This is a genomic window from Streptomyces sp. NPDC029292 (assembly GCF_055569295.1).
Window position 1 is genome coordinate 288,067 of the sequence record NZ_JBVHXR010000002.1, and the last position, 16,302, is coordinate 304,368.

A 16,302-nucleotide genomic window follows, 5' to 3' on the forward strand; every position below is an offset into this window, starting at 1 on the left:
CCGGCCCGCACGGCTCACGCGGCCAACCCCCTTACGCAAAACCAGGAGTTGCACCATGTACGAACTCAGAGGCGTCACCAAGCGCTATACACGGGGCAAGGAGACGATCGACGCGCTCGTCGGGGTCGATCTGACCATCGGGGACGGCGACCGGCTCGTCATCCAGGGCCCCACCGGCGGCGGCAAGTCCACACTGCTGCAGATGCTCGGCGGACTCGACCGGCCCACCGCCGGCAGCGTCGAACTCGACGGCACGGACATGGCCAAGCTGTCCGAGGCCAAGCTCACCAAGGTGCGCAGCGAGAACATCGGTTTCGTCTTCCAGAGCTTCAACCTGATCCCCACGCTCACCGCCCAGGAGAACGTGGAGACCGCCCTCGTACCCCTCGGTGTGAAGACCAAGGAACGGCGGCAGCGGGCCGCCGACGCACTGGAGTCGGTGGGCCTCGCCGAGCGGCTCGGGCATCTGCCCGCCGAGCTGTCCGGCGGCCAGCAGCAGCGCGTCGCCATCGCCCGCGCCCTGGTCAAGCAGCCGAAGGTGCTGCTCGCCGACGAACCCACCGGCAACCTCGACGAGTCGATGCGCGACGAGATCATGGACGTACTGGAAGCCATGTGGAAGGAGCACGGGCTCACTTTCATCATGGTCACGCACGATTCCGCGATCGCGAAGAAGGCCCCGCGGCTTGCGACGATCCGCAAGGGCAAGATCACTGTCAAGGAAAACGCGGGGGCATAAAGGAGCACAAAAGGGGGAGCGCGGGAGCGTAGCGGAGCAACTCCGTCAACTCTTTACAGCTGCCCCACTATTGAGTGGTCGATCACCCCCCGGCATACTTCGTATTCCGGGGGGTGTACGCGCATGCGTGCGGGACTTCCCCCGGCCGGATGAAATGGGGATTTCGTCCCGGACCTCATCTCCAGGGGGAGACTTGCGCAGACAAGTGAAAAGAGCGTGCGCGGCGACCATCGCCACGGCGGCCGCCGTGGCCCTGGCGGCGGGAATGACCAGCCCGGCGTCGGCGAAGCAAGAGCACGCGAGCAGCGCTTCCGTGGCCGGGCAGGCCAAGCTCACGGCCAGGCACCACATCACACTGATCACCGGCGACCGGGTGGCCGTCGACGCCAAGGGGCGCGTCGTCGGCTTCGAGCGTGCCAAGGGCCGCGAGCACATACCCGTATCGGTCCGCAAGGCCGACGGTCACACGCTCGTCGTGCCGGCCGACGCCCAGCGCCTGATAGCCACCGGCAAGCTCGACCAGCGGCTCTTCGACGTCACCGAGTTGAACAAGGCCGCGACCCGCAAGGCCCAGCAGAAGGGCCTGAAGCTGATCGTCGGCTACAAGGGAGCCGCGACGGCCGCCAAGGCCGACGTGCGAGACGCGGGCACGGTCCGCAGGACCCTGAAGTCGCTGAACGCGGACGCGGTGCTGACGCCGAAGCAGGACGCGGCCGAGCTCTGGTCGGCGGTCACCAACGGCGGCAGCGCCGCCTCCGGTATCGCGCACGTCTGGCTCGACGGGGTGCGCAAGGCGAGCCTCGACAAGTCCGTGCCGCAGATCGGCGCGCCCACCGCGTGGGCCGCCGGTTACGACGGCAAGGGCGTCAAGATCGCCGTCCTGGACACCGGAGTCGACGCCACCCACCCGGACCTCAAGGACCAGGTGATCGCGGCCAAGAACTTCTCCACCTCCGCCGACGCGACCGACAAGTTCGGCCACGGCACGCACGTCGCCTCGATCGCGGCGGGCACGGGCGCCAAGTCCAACGGCAAGTACAAGGGTGTCGCGCCCGGCGCGAAGATCCTGAACGGCAAGGTCCTCAGCGACGACGGCTACGGAGACGACTCCAGCATCCTCGCGGGCATGGAGTGGGCCGCCGACCAGGGCGCCGATGTCGTCAACCTCAGCCTGGGCGGCGGCGACACCCCGGAGATCGACCCGCTCGAGGCCGAGGTCAACAAGCTCTCCGAGGAGAAGGGCATCCTCTTCGCGATCGCCGCCGGCAACGACGGCGACTTCGGCGAGCAGACCATCGGCTCCCCGGGCAGCGCGGCCGACGCGCTCACCGTCGGCGCGGTCGACGACAACGACAAGCTGGCGTCCTTCTCCAGCCGCGGGCCCGGCCTCGACGGCGCCATCAAGCCCGACGTCACCGCCCCCGGCGTGGACATCACGGCAGCGGCGGCCCCGGGCAGCCTCATCGACAAGGAGGTCGGCGAGAAGCCGGCCGGCTACCTGACCATTTCGGGTACGTCGATGGCCACCCCGCATGTAGCGGGCGCGGCGGCGATCCTCAAGCAGGAGCACCCGGACTGGACGTTCGCCGAGCTCAAGGGCGCGCTGACCGGCTCCGCGAAGGGCGGCAAGTACACGCCGTTCCAGCAGGGTTCGGGCCGCATCGCCGTCGACAAGGCGATCAAGCAGACCGTGATCGCCGACCCGAACTCGGTGAGCTTCGGCGTCCAGCAGTGGCCGCACACCGACGACACGCCGGTGACCAAGCAGCTCACCTACCGCAACCTCGGCAAGACCGACGTCACGCTGACCCTGGCGGTCTCCGCGACCAACCCCAAGGGCCAGGCGGCCCCCGCGGGCTTCTTCAAGCTCGGCGCGAAGACCGTCACCGTCCCGGCGGGCGGCAAGGCCTCGGTCGACGTCACCGTCAACACCAAGCTGGGCGGCACCACGGACGGCGCGTACTCGGCGTACGTGACGGCCACGGGCGGCGGCCAGTCGGTGCGGACCGCGGCCGCGGTGCAGCGCGAGGTGGAGTCGTACGACGTCAAGCTCAAGTACATCGCCCGCGCGGGCGAGCAGCCCATCCACCTCACCGACCTGTACGCCTACTCGGGTCTTGGCCTCGGGCGGGACTTCTTCTCGCAGGGCACCGGGGACACCGAGACCATTCGCGTCCCCAAGGGCAACTACGTCCTCGACTCCGAGCTGGTCAAGGACCTCACCTCGGTCGACGGCGGCGTGGACTGGCTGGTCCAGCCCAAGCTGAGCGTCACCAAGAACCTGTCGGTGACCATCGACCAGCGCACGGCCAAGGCCGCCGACATCACGGTGCCGGACGCCCAGGCGAAGCCGCTGTCCGCGATGGTCTCCTACATGTACGACCCCGCGGGCATCGGCGTCGGCATCGGCCTGGACTCCTTCCAGAACCTGCGAGTGGGACACATCGGTGCGGCGGTCTCCTCCGGTCTGTCGCAGAGCTGGTCCGGCGTGTGGACGAAGGGCGACAACGCCGAGTACGACGTGTTGACCGGCGGCGAGGTCACCAAGCTGCAGGGCACGCACGTCAAGCACTACAAGGCGAGCGAACTGTCCACGGTGAAGTCGAACCTGGGGGCCGCGACCTCCGGCAAGACGGGCGCCGTCAGCGCGTACGGCTATCTGCCCGACGACTTCTCCTTCGGGGTCGCCGTCGAGCAGAAGCTGCCCGGCACGCGCACGATGTACGTGTCCACCGGTGACAAGGTCCAGTGGAGCCTCGACTTCGAGCAGTACGGGGGCACGGACGCCGACGGCTTCCCGATCTCCGAGGCCTTCTACACGCTGGGCGAGCCGCAGACCTTCAAGGCGGGCAAGAGCTACACGAAGACGTTCAACACCGGCGTCTTCGGCCCGAAGATCGGTGGTGAGTTCGGCGTCTACCGCAGTGGCAAGTACATCTACGGCTATCTGCCGGTGTTCGCCGACGGCGCGACGCACGCCGGGTCCTCCCTCTACACCTCGGTGAAGACGGATCTGTACCGCAACGGCACCAAGGTCGCCGAGACCGCCGACGCGCTGGACGGCAGCGGCCAGTTCAAGGTGCCGGACGCGGACGCGGCGTACAAGCTGACCACGTCCATCAAGCGCTCCGTGAAGGTGGCCGCGGCCTCCACGCGGATCGACGCGAGCTGGACGTTCCACTCCAAGAAGGCCGACGGGGCGAAGCTGCCGGTCTCCACGGTCCGCTTCGGCGCTTCCCTCGGCCTGGACAGCCGTGGGACGGCCGACAAGAAGGTCACCATCCCGGTCACCGTCCAGGGCGCGGCCAAGGGATCCAACCTGAAGTCGCTGTACGTGTACGTCTCGTACGACTACGGCCAGACGTGGACCAAGCTCAGCGTCAAGAACGGCAAGATCACCTTCAAGAACCCGGCGAAGGGCAAGGGCATCTCGTTCCACGCCAAGATCGCCGACAAGAAGGGCAACAAGTCGACGATCTCGATCTACAACGCGTACTACGGCAAGTGAGCCATGAGCGAATGCCACGGCGAGTGAGCCATGAGCGGACGCCACAGCGAATGAGCCATTAGCGAACGGCCCGCCGGAAGAGAAGCTTCCGGCGGGCCGTCCGTGTTTCCGTGGGCGCCATGACTGCCCACACCGTCGAATACACCCGGTACCGGATTCCCGAGCAGCAGTCGGCGGAATTCCTCGCCGCCTATACCCGGGCCGCCGCCCAGCTGGCCGCGGCCCCGCAGTGCGTCGACTACGAACTCGCGCGCTGCGAGGAGGACTTCGAGCACTTCATCCTGCGGATCACCTGGACGTCGACCGAGGCCCACCTCGAAGGCTTCCGGAAGTCGGAGCTCTTCGCCGACTTCCTCGCCGAGATCCGCCCCTACATCTCCCACATCGAGGAAATGCGCCACTACAAGCCGACGACCGTCCGCGGCGCCGGCGCCTCCGTCCCCACCCTCTACGCCTGGGCGGGCGGCGCCGAGGCCTTCTCCCGCCTCACCGAGGTCTTCTACGACAAGGTCCTCAAGGACGACATCCTGGCCCCGCTCTTCGCCGACCTGGCCCCCGAACACGCCGCGCACGTCGCCCTCTGGCTCGGCGAGGTCTTCGGCGGTCCGCACACGTACTCCGAGACACAGGGCGGCCACGGGCACATGGTCGCCAAGCACTTCGGCAAGAACATCACGGAGGTGCAGCGGCGCCGCTGGGTGAACCTGCTCCAGGACGCGGCGGACGACGCCGGGCTGCCCACGGACGCCGAGTTCCGCTCGGCGTTCGTCGCGTACGCGGAGTGGGGGACGCGGCTGGCCGTGTACTTCTCCGGCCCGGATGCGGTGCCGCCGGGGGAGCAGCCGGTGCCGAGGTGGAACTGGGGGGCCGCGCCGCCGTATCAGCCGTGATCGGCATGGGTTTCTTCGCCCCCGCCGCCCCTATCCGTCTTTTTGCCGGCCGGGGCTGGAGAGTTTTAGCCCGTCCGGCGTTTGAGGGCGAGCGCGTCAGCGCGATACGGGGGTCTGGGGGCGGAGCCCCCCGGGACGGGACGGGCAGGGGGCGGCGGGGGCGAAAACCCTACGGCGTAGAAGCCGCCCCCGCGCGGGTCGCATCCGTCCCCCAGCTCGCCAGCAGGCGCAGCGCCTCCGCCGAGGCGGAACCCGGTTCCGCGTGGTACGTGACCAGCGACTGCTCGTCGTCGTCGACGAGTCTGAACGACTCGAAGTGGAGGCTCAGTTCACCCACCAGCGGGTGATGCAGCCGCTTGACGCCGTGGCTCTTCTCCTTGACGTCGTGCGTGGCCCACAACCGCCGGAACTCCTCGCTCTTCACGGAGAGTTCGCCGACGAGGGCCGACAGGCGCGGGTCGTCGGGATGGCAGCCCGCGTTCATGCGCAGGAGACTCACGATGTCGGACGCCTTCTGGTCCCACTCCACGAACAGCTCGCGGTACTCGGGCTTCAGAAATACCATCCGCGCCCAGTTCCGCTCCTGCGGCGGCAGCTCCGACCAGTCGCCGAAGACAGCCGCGGCCATGCGGTTCCAGACGAGGATCTCCGAGCGCCGCCCGACGACGTACGCCGGAACGCCGTCGAAGGTGTCGATCAGCTGCCGCAACGCCACACGCACCTGCTGCGGCCGCGCCGCCTGCTTCTTCTTGTGCGCCTTGGGCTTCGCCAGGTGAGTGAGATGCGCGTGCTCGGCGTCCGTCAGCCGCAGCGCGCGGGCGATCGCGTCGAGTACCTCCGCGGACACGTTCCGTCCGTTGCCCTGTTCGAGGCGCGTGTAGTACGCGACGGACACCCCGGCCAGCTGGGCCAGCTCCTCGCGCCGCAGCCCCGGCACGCGACGGTGCCGCCCGTAGTCCGGCAGCCCCACGTCCTCCGGCTTCAGCCGGGCCCGGCGGGTGCGCAGGAACTCGCTGAGCTCGGCGCGCCGGTCCAGGGGCGGGCCGGCCTCCAGGTGCTCGGGCTGTTCATCCATACCTCCAGTATTCATGGTCGTACGCCTGTGAACCTGACCCCGCCAGTAGTAGGACCAGCGGACGTACGCAGAGCCGTGACCTGGGTGAAAGCTGTGCGGTACGGCAGGCTGGTCGACGTACCCGGTCAGAAGGCGGCCGGGTACAGGACCACTCCTTAGGAGAACCCCGGCATGACCACCGTTGCTGCGTACGCCGCCCCCGCCGCCAAGGCTCCGCTGGAGCGCACCACCATCGAGCGCCGCGAGGTCGGCGAGTTCGACGTCCTGATCGACATCAAGTTCGCCGGTATCTGTCACTCGGACATCCACCAGGCCCGCGACGGCTGGGCCGAGGGCATCTTCCCGATGGTGCCGGGCCACGAGATCGCCGGCATCGTCTCCGAGGTCGGCCCCGGCGTCACCAAGTTCAAGGTCGGCGACCGCGTGGGCGTCGGCTGCATGGTCGACTCCTGCCGTGAGTGCGAGAACTGCAAGGCGGGCCTGGAGCAGTACTGCGTCAAGGGCAACGTCGGCACGTACAACGCCCTCGACAAGAACGGCGAGCCCACCTACGGCGGCTACTCCGAGAAGATCGTCGTCGACGAGAACTACACCGTCCGCATCCCCGACGGCCTCTCCCTCGACGTGGCCGCGCCGCTGCTCTGCGCCGGCATCACCACGTACTCCCCGCTCAAGCACTGGAACGCCGGCCCCGGCAAGAAGGTCGCCGTCCTCGGCATGGGCGGCCTCGGCCACATGGGCGTCAAGATCGCACACGCCCTCGGCGCCGAGGTGACCGTCCTGTCCCAGTCGCTCCGCAAGAAGGACGACGGCCTGAAGCTGGGCGCCGACCACTACTACGCGACCAGCGACCCGAAGACCTTCGAGGAGCTGGCGGGCACCTTCGACATCATCCTGTCGACGGTCTCCGCGCCGCTGGACTTCGGCGCGTTCCTGTCCCTCCTCAGGACGGACGGCGCGCTGGTGAACGTCGGCGCCCCCGAGGAGCCGATCTCCCTCAACCTCTTCTCCGTGATCATGGGCCGCAAGTCCCTCGCCGGCTCCGGCATCGGCGGCATCCAGGAGACCCAGGAAATGCTCGACTTCTGTGCCGAGCACGGCCTGGGCGCCGAGATCGAGCTGATCAGCGCGTCCGAGATCAATGACGCGTACGAGCGGGTCCTCGCCAGCGATGTCCGCTACCGCTTCGTGATCGACACCGCGACCATCTAGTTCTCGCGCGTTCGGGGCGCCGACGGGTCGTACGGCCGGTCGGCGCCCTCGCCTTTCCCGTCGTACGACTCGGGGGTCTGCACGAGTGCGTGACCGCCGGGCGCGCCGAGCAGGGTGATCTCGGCACGGCATCCCGACGGCACGGTCGTCGAGTACGTGGAGCACCGGCCGACACCGGACGGTCGCTGATCCCCGGTCACCGGCCCACGCCGGACGGCCGTTGGTCCCCGGTCAGCGCCTGCCCGACCGCCCCAGCAGCCACAGCAGATACGGCCCCCCGACCAGGGACGTGAGCGCCCCGACCGGGATCTCCAGCGGCGGCAGCAGCGTGCGGGCCACCAGGTCGGCGCCGACCACGACGACGGCGCCCGTCAATGCGGAGGCGATGAGGGGCAGTTGGGGGGTACGGGTGAGGCGGCGGGCCAGCTGGGGGCCGGTGAGGGCGACGAAGCCGATCGGGCCCGCGGCGCCCGTCGCGGTCGCGGCCAGCACCACGCCCAGGACGGTCAAGCCGAGTTGGACGCGCTGCACGGGGACGCCGAGGGCGGCGGCCGTGTCGGCGTCCAGACCGAGCGGCCGCAGCGCACGGTTCGCCCACACCAGGGCGGGAGCCGAGAGCAGAAGCACCCAGGCGAGGGGCTCGGCCTGCTCCCAGCCACGCCCGTTCAGACTGCCCGTCAGCCACAGCTTGACCTGCTCGGCGGCGGCCAGTTCGCTCTCGGCGAGATACAGCTGTACGACCGCCGAGAGCGCGACGCCGATCCCGACTCCCGTCAGCACGAACCGACTTGGCTGCATGCCATGCCGCCAGGCCAGCACGTACACCAGCGCGGCGGCCCCGAGCCCGCCGGCGACGGCCACGGCCGGGAGCGCGCCGGGGGAGGCGACCGTGCCGGTGGCGAGCGCCAGGACGGTTGCGGCGGCGGCGCCGTGCCCGACGCCGATGACATCCGGGCTGGCCAGCGGATTGCGCGTCACCGTCTGCACCAGCGCCCCGGACAGCCCGAGCGCCGAGCCGACCAGCGCGCCCAGCACGATCCGGGGCACGCGCAGCTCGCCGACGACGAGGTCGTACGGGCCTCCGTGACCGCGCAGAACGCGCCACACCTCACCGGGCGGGACGTACGTCTGTCCGACGCACGCCGAGAACAGCATCACGCCCGCGAGGAGCAGGAGCAGCGCGCAGGCGACGGCCGCCGAGCGCCGGTGCACGAGGAGGGAGAGCCGCCGGCAGCGGAGTACGCGGAGCCCGGCCGAGCGCGGATACGCAGGGGGAGACGCGGTTGCCGCCGTCACGCTGCCACCCCCTTCCGTCGTACGAGGACGACCAGCACCGGCACTCCCACCAGCGCGGTCATCACCCCGGCCGGGACCTCCGCGGGTGCACGGACCACGCGGCCCGCCACATCCGCGGCGAGCAGCAGGGCGGCGCCGAGCAGGGCGGAGAGCGGGAGGCTCCAGCGGTGACCGCCGTTGACGAGGCGGCGGGCGAGGTGGGGTACGGCGAGGCCGATGAAGGCGATGGGGCCCGCGGCGGCGACCGCGGACGCCGTGAGGACGGTCGCGCCGAGCGCCGCGCAGCCCCGTACGAGCGCGACCCGGTGGCCCAGCGCCCTCGCCTGGTCGTCGCCGAGCGCGAGCGCGTCCAGGCCGCGGGCACAGGCCAGCACAAGGAGCGCACCGGCGAGCAGGAACGGCAGCATCCGCCCGACGGTCCCGGCGTCGCGCCCGCTGAGCGCGCCCACCTGCCAGAAGCGGAACTGGTCCAGCGTCGCCGAACTCGACGTCAGTACGACAGTCGTGGCGCCCGCCGTCATCGCGGACAGCGCGGTTCCGGCGAGCGCCAGTTTCACCGGCGAGGCCCCGCCGCGCCCGCGCGAGGCGATGGCGTACACGACACACGCGGCAAGGACGGCACCGGCGAAGGCGTACCAGACGTATCCGTCGAAGCCGTTGGCGAGCCCGAGCGCGATCGCGCACACGACACCGGCCGCCGCGCCCTGACTCAGCCCGAGGATCCCCGGATCGGCGAGCGGATTGCGGCTGACCGCCTGCAACGCCGCCCCCGCGAGCCCGAGCGCGGCACCCGCGGTCAGCCCGATCGCGGTCCGCGGCACCCGCAGCGACCGTACGACCAGTGCGTCCGGCGAACTCCCGCCGTGCGCGAGGGCGTCGAGGACGACGGAGAGGGGGACCGGGCGGGTGCCGACGGCGAGGCTGAGGGCGACGGTGGTGGCGGTGAGGAGGAGGGCGGCGGCGAGCCACCCGGCTCGACGCGCTCGACTCGCTTGGCTCGCTCGACTCGCTTGGCTCACCGGGGGTTCACTTGCCGGTGATGGCGTCCGCGAGCTGGCGTACGACGAGCCGTGCGGCGGTCGGACCGGCGTTGAGGTACCAGGGGTCGTCGTCGACCTTCACCGCGTGCCCGGCCTTGACGGCCTTCATCGACTTCCACAGCGGCCCGGCGAGCACGCTCCCGGCGTCGGTCTTGGACGCGTCGCCCTGCACGGAGTAGAAGATCCAGTCACCGTCCGCGGTATCGATGCTCTCCGCCCCGATGTCCTGCGAAATGGCGTTGAACTGCTGGGACTTGGGCCGTCCGAGCCCCATGTCGACGGCGATGGACCCGGTAAACGACGACACCCCGAACATCCGCGTCCGGTCGGGCGTGAACCGCACCATGGACACGGCGGGGTCACCGAGGCTCCTGCCGCTTTCGGCGGCGTCGCTCGCGATGTCGTCGAGCATCTCCTCGGCCTTGTCCGCCTTGCCGATCGCGGCGCCGACGAGCAGTAGATCCCGCTTCCAGTTGATGCCGTTGCCCGCCGTGACGACGGTCGGCGCGATCTTCGACAGCTTCGGGTAGAGATCACCCAGCGAGTCGTTGACCAGGATCAGATCGGGCTTGGCGGCGGCCAGCGTCTCCAGATTGGGCGCGGTGCGGGTGCCCGCGTCGGTCATCTTCGCGAGCTGCTTCTTATAGGTGGGGAAGGCGTCCCGGAGGTAGTCCGGCACGAGCCCGGCATTGTCGGCGCGGGTCGTGACGGCCGGTACGACCCCCAGGGACAGCAGGTCGTCCAGCTGCCCGGTGCTGAGCACAGCGATCCGTGTGGGCGCGGACTTGATCTCCGTCTTGCCCTCGAAATGCCCGACGGTCCGCGGGAACTCGCCGTCCTCGGCGTCACCGGCTCCCATGCCGTCGGCGACGGCGCTGGGGGCGACGACGGGCCCCTCGGAGGCGCCCGCCACGAGGTTGCGCGAGCCGTCGGAGGAGCCTTCGCTCTGCGACGCGGCTCCGCCGTCCCCTGACCCGCATCCGGCCAGCAGCAGCCCGCCGGCGACGGCAACGGCCAGGACGGCCTTCGATCCCAAGGTGCGCACAACGACTCCGATACCGCTCCGACCAATGACTAAGGCAAGCCTTACCTTATATGGCTCTCGGAGGGGTTGGCGCCAGGGGCCCAGGTCGGGCGATGAATGCCGAAATCCTGGGCCTTCAAGTGAGCGGCCTTCAAGCGAGCGGCCTTCGAGCGGGCCCGCACCCTTATGGCGTGGTCCTACTGACGAGATTCAGGTCGCCCACCCAATGGTCGGCCGGTACCTCGGCATTGAGGTCGGGCACTTCTCCCGTGTGGCAGTCCACCGCGGGCAGGGTGAGCACGTCGGGATCGATGGGCGGGTACCACATCAACAGCGGTTTGGCCTGCGCGGCCTGCGCGTTGTCGAAGCAGCACACGGCGAGAGCACGCCCCGGATACCGCTCCGCGTAGAACCGCAACAGCGCCTCACTCAGCCGGGGCCGCTTGTGCTCCGGCACTTGCGCGAGGGCGGCCGGCAGCGCGGTCGGGGTATGGGCGAGCAGCACCGTGTAGATGTCGTGCTCGAAGACCTGGACCTCCGGCGGGGCGTCCCACCCCATCCACTCGATGCCGTCGGATATGCCCACGGAACGGGGCCGCACGGCATCCACCATGCGCTCAAGAACGTCCGAACTTCTCCCCACCGAAAGGAAGTTGTCCTGAGTCATCCGGAACGTGGGCAGGTGCAGCAGCATGGCGTTGGGCCCGTCGGCCAGATTGACCACGGTGTTCTGATACCCCAGTACATGAATCAATCCGTGCACGGGATGCCGCAGCCGCCCGCCGTACAGAGTCGTGCCGGAGAACTCGGCCTGACGCATCGAGACACACATGCCTGCAAAATACCGGCGGCGCCCCTTCCCTCGATGGCACGCCGCAACCGCCCCTCAGCCTCAAAACCCATCCCGTTTCCCAAGCGGACGATCTACCCTGCTGCTCAATGCTCTGAGCCGGGGCGGATGGTTCGAGCGAAGCTTCCTGAGCCGGCGGGAACCTGCGCGCGCTCAACAATCAAACGGGTGGGGAAGACAGTGGTTCGCCAATCACGGGTCGGCACCGCTATTGCCATGCTCATGACCTTCTTGACGCTCGCCGCATGTGGATCCGGGCAGAGCTCCCGGGCAGGCGCAGCGTCGGAAGAGACCAAGAGGGCTGGTGTCCAGGACAAGCCGTTGAGCAAGGCGGACCTGGAGCGGGCGGCGATCACGGACACGGATCTCGACGGCTACGAGGTCAACCGGATCCTGGCTGCTCCCTCGGCGTCTCAGAGGACGGCGGATCCTGCCGAATGCACGCCCGTCGTTCAGGCACTGGGCGGAAGCAGCGGCTTCACAGCCACCGCACGCGTCGGCCGGGTGATTTTTTCGAAGAAGCACGGCCCCGGTGCATCCATGATCCTGTCGTCACACAGCGCCGGGGATGCCGCGCGGGTGATCGACGCATTCCGCATGGCCGCCAAGCGGTGCAAGACCTTCAAGGACATCCGGGTGGATCCGCTACAGCGAGGCCGCACTCCAGCCCGACCCCGGCTACGGCGATGAATCCGTGTCCCTGCGGCTCACACAGCTCGCGGCGGACAGCGAGGACGAGGAGCCCATCCGGGTTCCCTACGCAGTGGTGGCCGTTCGACAGGGGACGACGGTCGCCATGTTCTACGAGTTCAACCGCCCCCGAGGGCCAAGGGGCAAGGGCCCAGCTGTCGTACCGGAAGCGATCATCAGGACACAGCTGACCAAGCTCAGCAAGCTGGGGCTTTCCAAGTGATCGTGGTCAAGCACTGGTTGGGAGGTCTGCAGGGTGCGACGGTGAGACCCAGGTCAAGCCGCGCTCACAGACCTCTGCAACCCTCCGTCATCCACGGATGTCATCACGCGCCGACCCGGGCGACGGCACGGAGGCCGGTGACTTCGCCTGGGTCATGATCTTCTTCGGCGGCCCCGCTGGGAGTCGGTGACGGCATCGCCCTCCTCACCTCCTGGCAGCGGCCACAGCAACCTCGCCTGGTGACCGACGCCCGCACGTCCCTTTCCCAGGGTGCGGACGACGTGCGCGCGGGCTACGCTTTTGACGGCAAGGTCAGGTTCTCCGGGCGGTTTTGCAGACGCCCGGGCCTCATTCGCGATGATCAATTCTTCCTGCGGAGACCTTTGACGTGCGTGGTGCACCCCTTCGTATGCGCAGGGGTGAGTAACGGTCGAATCCCTTCTTCGAAGGCGTGCCTCGCGCTTTGGGTGCCGTAGTGGTGCTGCCTCAGGACCCGCAGCTTTGCGTCCCTGAAATGGAGTTCGGGATGAAAGTTGTCGTTGATCTTTCCCGGTGTCAGGGGTATGCGCAGTGCGCGTTCCTGGCTCCGGACGCCTTCCGGATGCACGGCGAGGAAGCGCTGATGTACAACCCGAATCCCGACGACGTCCAGCGCGAGCAGGTGCTGCGCGCCGCGGCAGCGTGCCCGCTCCAGGCCATTCTGGTCGACCAGTTGGAGGGGCGGGACGCGCCGGTTGGGGCGTCGCCGTCATGAGCAGCGCCGCCACCCTGCAGGGATTCAAGCGCGACGGCCGCATCGTCATCGTCGGGGCGTCGTTGGCGGGACTGCGAACCGCGGAGGCTCTGCGCGCCGAGGGTTTCACCGGCACGTTGACCATGATCGGCGACGAACTGGGCGAGCCTTATGACCGCCCTCCGCTGTCCAAGCAGGTACTGACCGGATGGGTGCCGGCCGGGGGCACCACGCTGCCGCGACGTCGTGAGATCGATGCGGAGTGGCTTCTGGGCGTCCCTGCCGACGGGCTGGACCTGGCGACCAACCACGTGCATCTCGCCGACGGCCGCGAGGTTCCCTTCGACCGCATGTTGATCTCTACCGGGGTACGGGCCCGGCCCTGGTTCGTCGAGGCCGAGGCGGCCCTGGACGGCGTGTTCGTCGTGCGCACCCGCGAGGACGCCGAGGGCCTGCAGCGGGCGATGGCCGCCGGGCCCTCCCGCGTACTGATCATCGGCGCGGGCTTCACCGGTTCCGAGATCGCCTCCATCTGCCGCGAGCGTGATATCGCGGTGACCGTCGCCGAGCTCGCGCCGGCCCCGCTGGTCGGCGGACTCGGCGCCATGATCGGTGAGGTCGCGGCGGACATGCAGCGCGCCCACGGCGTCGACCTGCGCTGCGGTGTCAAGGTCACCCAACTGGAGGGCGACGCGCAAGGGCGGTTTCGCCGCGCCCACTTCTCCGACGGCAGCACGGTCGACGCCGACGTGGCGGTAGTCGCGCTCGGGGGCATCCGCAACACCGAGTGGCTGCGGGACTCGGGACTGGCGGTGGGCATATGGGGAGTTGCCTGCGACGCGGGCTGCCGCGCCTTCGACCTCAACGGCCTGGTCACCGACGACATCTTCGTCGCCGGAGACGTGGCACGCTGTCCGAACCCGATCTACGAATACCGGTTCATCTCGCTGGAGCACTGGGCCAACGCCGTGGAGCAGGCCGAAATCGCGGCGCACAACATGGTCAGCGCCCAGGCGGACCGCTGGCCGCACCTGTCCATCCCGGCGTTCTGGTCGATCCAGTTCGGCGTCAACATCAAGTCCGTCGGTGTACCGACCTATGCCGACGAGGTCGTCGTCACCCAGGGGTCTGTGTCCGACCGCCGCTTCGTCGCCGCATACGGCTACCAAGGCCGCGTCACCGCGGCGGTCAGCTTCAACAACGCGAAGTGGCTCGACCACTACCGGCAGTTGATCGAGACGGCCGCGCCCTTCCCGCCTCCCTGCCCCACGCCCGACGGGCCCGCCGACGCGAAACCGGTGCCCGTCGACTTCCCCGGCCCCACTCTGCTCGGCCAGGGCGCCACGGTGGTCGTCACCGGCCATGACCCGGGCGAGCGGCGTGTCACAGCCATGCGGCAGCACCGGTAGGAGGGACAGCGACATGACCACGACCGAGACGCCCGACATCCTGCCCCGGATCCTCGACTACTCCGCCCGGGCCGACCCGTACCCGCTGTACGCCGAGCTGCGCAAGACGCCGGTGGCCCTGCAGGAGGACGGCAGTTACGTCATCAGCACCTATCGCGAACTCGCCGGCGTACTGCACGACCCACACCTGAGCTCCGACGTCCGCAATCTGTCGCATCCGATGCCCGCGATGGAGGAACGTGCCACGCCGTCGTTCATCAACCTCGACCCGCCCGAGCACGACCGTCTGCGGCGCCTGGCGATGCGCCACTTCGGCCCCCCGCACACCCCGGGGCTGGTGACCGGCATGGAACCCGACCTGACGACCATCGTCAGCAGCCTCATCGACGACTTCGCGGGCAAGCAGCAGATCGACATCGTCGACGACTTCGCCTACCCGTTCCCCGTCACCGTGATCTGCCACCTGCTCGGCGTACCACGCGAGGACGAACCGCGGTTCCGCGTGTGGGTGAACGCCATCATCGACTCGATCGGCTACAACCCCAAGACCGACCCGAAGGAAAAACTGGACAACGGCGTGCAGGCCACCAAAGACCTGCGCCAATACCTCGGCGGGCTGCTGGAACAACGCCACGGCCGGCCCGGCGACGACCTGCTGACACGGCTGGCCAACGACGACGGGCCCGACGGGCGGATGACCGACGAAGAAATCATCAGCACCGCCAACCTGCTGCTCATCGCCGGCCACGAGACCACCGTCAACCTCATCACCAATGGCATGCTGACGCTGCTGCGCCACCCGGAGGTACTGCAGCGACTGCGCGACGAACCGGACCTGGTCGTGCCGCTGGTCGAGGAACTGCTGCGCTACGAGCCCCCCGTGCACATCATTCCGTGGCGGGCGGCGTACAGCGACATCACCGTCGCCGACACCGTCATCCCCAAGGGCTCGCAGATCATGCTCATGCTCGCTTCGGGCAGCCGGGATCCGGACCGCTTCAACGAGCCCGACCGCTTCGACCCCGATCGGCAGGACAACCAGCACCTGGGGTTCGGCAGCGGCATCCACCTGTGCTTCGGCGGCCCGATGGCTCGACTGGAGACCCAGATCGCGTTGAACGAGCTGGTACGTCGCCTGGATCGGCCCAGGCTGGTCGCCGACCCGCCGCCGTACCGGCCCAGCCCCGTCCTGCGAGGGCCCATCCATCTCCACATCGAGCAGAGCTGATGGTCCACCCCGCCTCACGCAGTCACGCACTCCGTGGGGCGCTCTGGTCGTACGCGTCCTGGTGACGTCGGATCTCGGTGTGCTGTTCGGTCGACCAGGCAGCCAGGGGCTGCCGATGAGGCCATTGCGCGCTCTGGGTTGCGCCCGACCTACACGCCGGCCGTGATGCTGACGCGATGGCGGCTGAACATGGCCGACCTGCCGTCCTACGACCGTGCCAGGGCGTTTCGTCTGCTGGTCGCACTGTTCGCGATCGCGGACACCCGTCGGCGCGAGCGTTACTGCGTCGGCGGGTGCAGCCATGAGTGGCACCAGCTAGCCGCTTGCGAGGATGCAGGGCCGGCCCCTACATGAGCATCCTTCGGTGGGAGCCACACCGACGGGG

Annotated in this window: 16 protein-coding genes; 10 read left to right on the plus strand and 6 right to left on the minus strand. The window is 69.1% G+C overall.

All coding sequences use genetic code 11. The features are described from left to right. Positions 1–55 precede the first annotated feature (55 nt). From ACZ4WS_RS06150 to ACZ4WS_RS06160, 3 genes are all read left to right on the plus strand, one after another. Positions 56–739, plus strand: coding sequence for an ABC transporter ATP-binding protein (locus ACZ4WS_RS06150; RefSeq protein ID WP_467977620.1), 684 nt, complete (start codon positions 56–58; stop codon positions 737–739). Between the two features lie 265 nt (positions 740–1,004). Further along, positions 1,005–4,247 carry a S8 family peptidase gene (locus ACZ4WS_RS06155; RefSeq protein WP_467978321.1) on the plus strand — a complete coding sequence of 1,081 codons (3,243 nt, stop codon included), beginning with the start codon at positions 1,005–1,007 and terminating at the stop codon, positions 4,245–4,247. Between the two features lie 119 nt (positions 4,248–4,366). After that, a complete protein-coding gene (locus ACZ4WS_RS06160) occupies positions 4,367–5,137 on the plus strand; it encodes a globin domain-containing protein (protein WP_467977622.1) in 771 nt (256 codons plus the stop codon). 169 nt (positions 5,138–5,306) lie between these two features. On the opposite strand, the gene ACZ4WS_RS06165 is transcribed toward ACZ4WS_RS06160, so the two are convergent. Continuing rightward, on the minus strand, positions 5,307–6,212 hold the full coding sequence (locus ACZ4WS_RS06165) for a helix-turn-helix domain-containing protein (RefSeq protein WP_467977623.1): 906 nt from the start codon (positions 6,210–6,212) through the stop codon (positions 5,307–5,309). Positions 6,213–6,383: 171 nt separating this feature from the next. On the opposite strand from ACZ4WS_RS06165, the gene ACZ4WS_RS06170 reads away from it, so the two are divergent. Continuing rightward, complete coding sequence (locus ACZ4WS_RS06170) at positions 6,384–7,424, plus strand: NAD(P)-dependent alcohol dehydrogenase (protein WP_467977625.1); 1,041 nt, start codon at positions 6,384–6,386, stop codon at positions 7,422–7,424. Here the strand turns inward: ACZ4WS_RS06170 and ACZ4WS_RS06175 are convergent. The 5 genes from ACZ4WS_RS06175 to ACZ4WS_RS06195 form a co-directional block, all read right to left on the minus strand. Further along, positions 7,421–7,624: a hypothetical protein gene (locus ACZ4WS_RS06175; RefSeq protein ID WP_467977627.1), complete on the minus strand. Its 204-nt coding sequence runs from the start codon at positions 7,622–7,624 to the stop codon at positions 7,421–7,423. The genes ACZ4WS_RS06170 and ACZ4WS_RS06175 overlap by 4 nt on opposite strands. A 31-nt stretch (positions 7,625–7,655) precedes the next feature. Then, complete coding sequence (locus ACZ4WS_RS06180; RefSeq protein WP_467977628.1) at positions 7,656–8,720, minus strand: FecCD family ABC transporter permease; 1,065 nt, start codon at positions 8,718–8,720, stop codon at positions 7,656–7,658. Beyond that, on the minus strand, positions 8,717–9,739 hold the full coding sequence (locus tag ACZ4WS_RS06185; protein ID WP_467977630.1) for a FecCD family ABC transporter permease: 1,023 nt from the start codon (positions 9,737–9,739) through the stop codon (positions 8,717–8,719). The genes ACZ4WS_RS06180 and ACZ4WS_RS06185 overlap by 4 nt, the downstream gene beginning before the upstream one ends. 7 nt (positions 9,740–9,746) lie before the next feature. Next, a complete protein-coding gene (locus ACZ4WS_RS06190) occupies positions 9,747–10,805 on the minus strand; it encodes an ABC transporter substrate-binding protein (protein ID WP_467977632.1) in 1,059 nt (352 codons plus the stop codon). Between the two features lie 163 nt (positions 10,806–10,968). Further along, positions 10,969–11,616 (minus strand): hypothetical protein, encoded by a 648-nt coding sequence (locus ACZ4WS_RS06195; protein WP_467977634.1) that lies wholly within the window; start codon positions 11,614–11,616, stop codon positions 10,969–10,971. A gap of 339 nt (positions 11,617–11,955) precedes the next feature. Here ACZ4WS_RS06195 and ACZ4WS_RS06200 point away from each other — a divergent pair, with 339 nt between their 5' ends. The 6 genes from ACZ4WS_RS06200 to ACZ4WS_RS06225 all read left to right on the plus strand — a co-directional run bounded on the left by ACZ4WS_RS06200 (position 11,956) and on the right by ACZ4WS_RS06225 (position 16,271). After that, complete coding sequence (locus tag ACZ4WS_RS06200) at positions 11,956–12,324, plus strand: hypothetical protein (RefSeq protein WP_467977636.1); 369 nt, start codon at positions 11,956–11,958, stop codon at positions 12,322–12,324. Positions 12,325–12,328: 4 nt separating this feature from the next. Then, on the plus strand, positions 12,329–12,547 hold the full coding sequence (locus tag ACZ4WS_RS06205; RefSeq protein ID WP_467977637.1) for a hypothetical protein: 219 nt from the start codon (positions 12,329–12,331) through the stop codon (positions 12,545–12,547). Positions 12,548–13,073: 526 nt separating this feature from the next. Beyond that, positions 13,074–13,301 (plus strand): ferredoxin, encoded by a 228-nt coding sequence (locus tag ACZ4WS_RS06210; RefSeq protein WP_467977639.1) that lies wholly within the window; start codon positions 13,074–13,076, stop codon positions 13,299–13,301. Beyond that, positions 13,298–14,689 (plus strand): NAD(P)/FAD-dependent oxidoreductase, encoded by a 1,392-nt coding sequence (locus ACZ4WS_RS06215; protein WP_467977641.1) that lies wholly within the window; start codon positions 13,298–13,300, stop codon positions 14,687–14,689. Before ACZ4WS_RS06210 ends, ACZ4WS_RS06215 begins: the two co-directional genes overlap by 4 nt. A 13-nt stretch (positions 14,690–14,702) precedes the next feature. Further along, positions 14,703–15,917, plus strand: coding sequence for a cytochrome P450 (locus ACZ4WS_RS06220; RefSeq protein WP_467977642.1), 1,215 nt, complete (start codon positions 14,703–14,705; stop codon positions 15,915–15,917). 33 nt (positions 15,918–15,950) lie between these two features. After that, the gene (locus ACZ4WS_RS06225) at positions 15,951–16,271 is read left to right on the plus strand and encodes a DUF5958 family protein (protein WP_467977643.1); all 321 of its coding nucleotides are present in this window, start codon (positions 15,951–15,953) and stop codon (positions 16,269–16,271) included. The last annotated feature ends 31 nt before the right edge of the window (positions 16,272–16,302 follow it).

Excerpts from the sequence above, each read along its gene's own strand:
- ACZ4WS_RS06150 (WP_467977620.1), top strand. The coding sequence starts at position 56 with ATGTACGAACTCAGAGGCGTCACCAAGCGCTATACACGGGGCAAGGAG.
- ACZ4WS_RS06155 (WP_467978321.1), top strand. The coding sequence starts at position 1,005 with ATGACCAGCCCGGCGTCGGCGAAGCAAGAGCACGCGAGCAGCGCTTCC.
- ACZ4WS_RS06160 (WP_467977622.1), top strand. The coding sequence starts at position 4,367 with ATGACTGCCCACACCGTCGAATACACCCGGTACCGGATTCCCGAGCAG.
- ACZ4WS_RS06165 (WP_467977623.1), bottom strand. The coding sequence starts at position 6,212 with ATGGATGAACAGCCCGAGCACCTGGAGGCCGGCCCGCCCCTGGACCGG.
- ACZ4WS_RS06170 (WP_467977625.1), top strand. The coding sequence starts at position 6,384 with ATGACCACCGTTGCTGCGTACGCCGCCCCCGCCGCCAAGGCTCCGCTG.
- ACZ4WS_RS06195 (WP_467977634.1), bottom strand. The coding sequence starts at position 11,616 with ATGTGTGTCTCGATGCGTCAGGCCGAGTTCTCCGGCACGACTCTGTAC.
- ACZ4WS_RS06210 (WP_467977639.1), top strand. The coding sequence starts at position 13,074 with ATGAAAGTTGTCGTTGATCTTTCCCGGTGTCAGGGGTATGCGCAGTGC.
- ACZ4WS_RS06215 (WP_467977641.1), top strand. The coding sequence starts at position 13,298 with ATGAGCAGCGCCGCCACCCTGCAGGGATTCAAGCGCGACGGCCGCATC.
- ACZ4WS_RS06220 (WP_467977642.1), top strand. The coding sequence starts at position 14,703 with ATGACCACGACCGAGACGCCCGACATCCTGCCCCGGATCCTCGACTAC.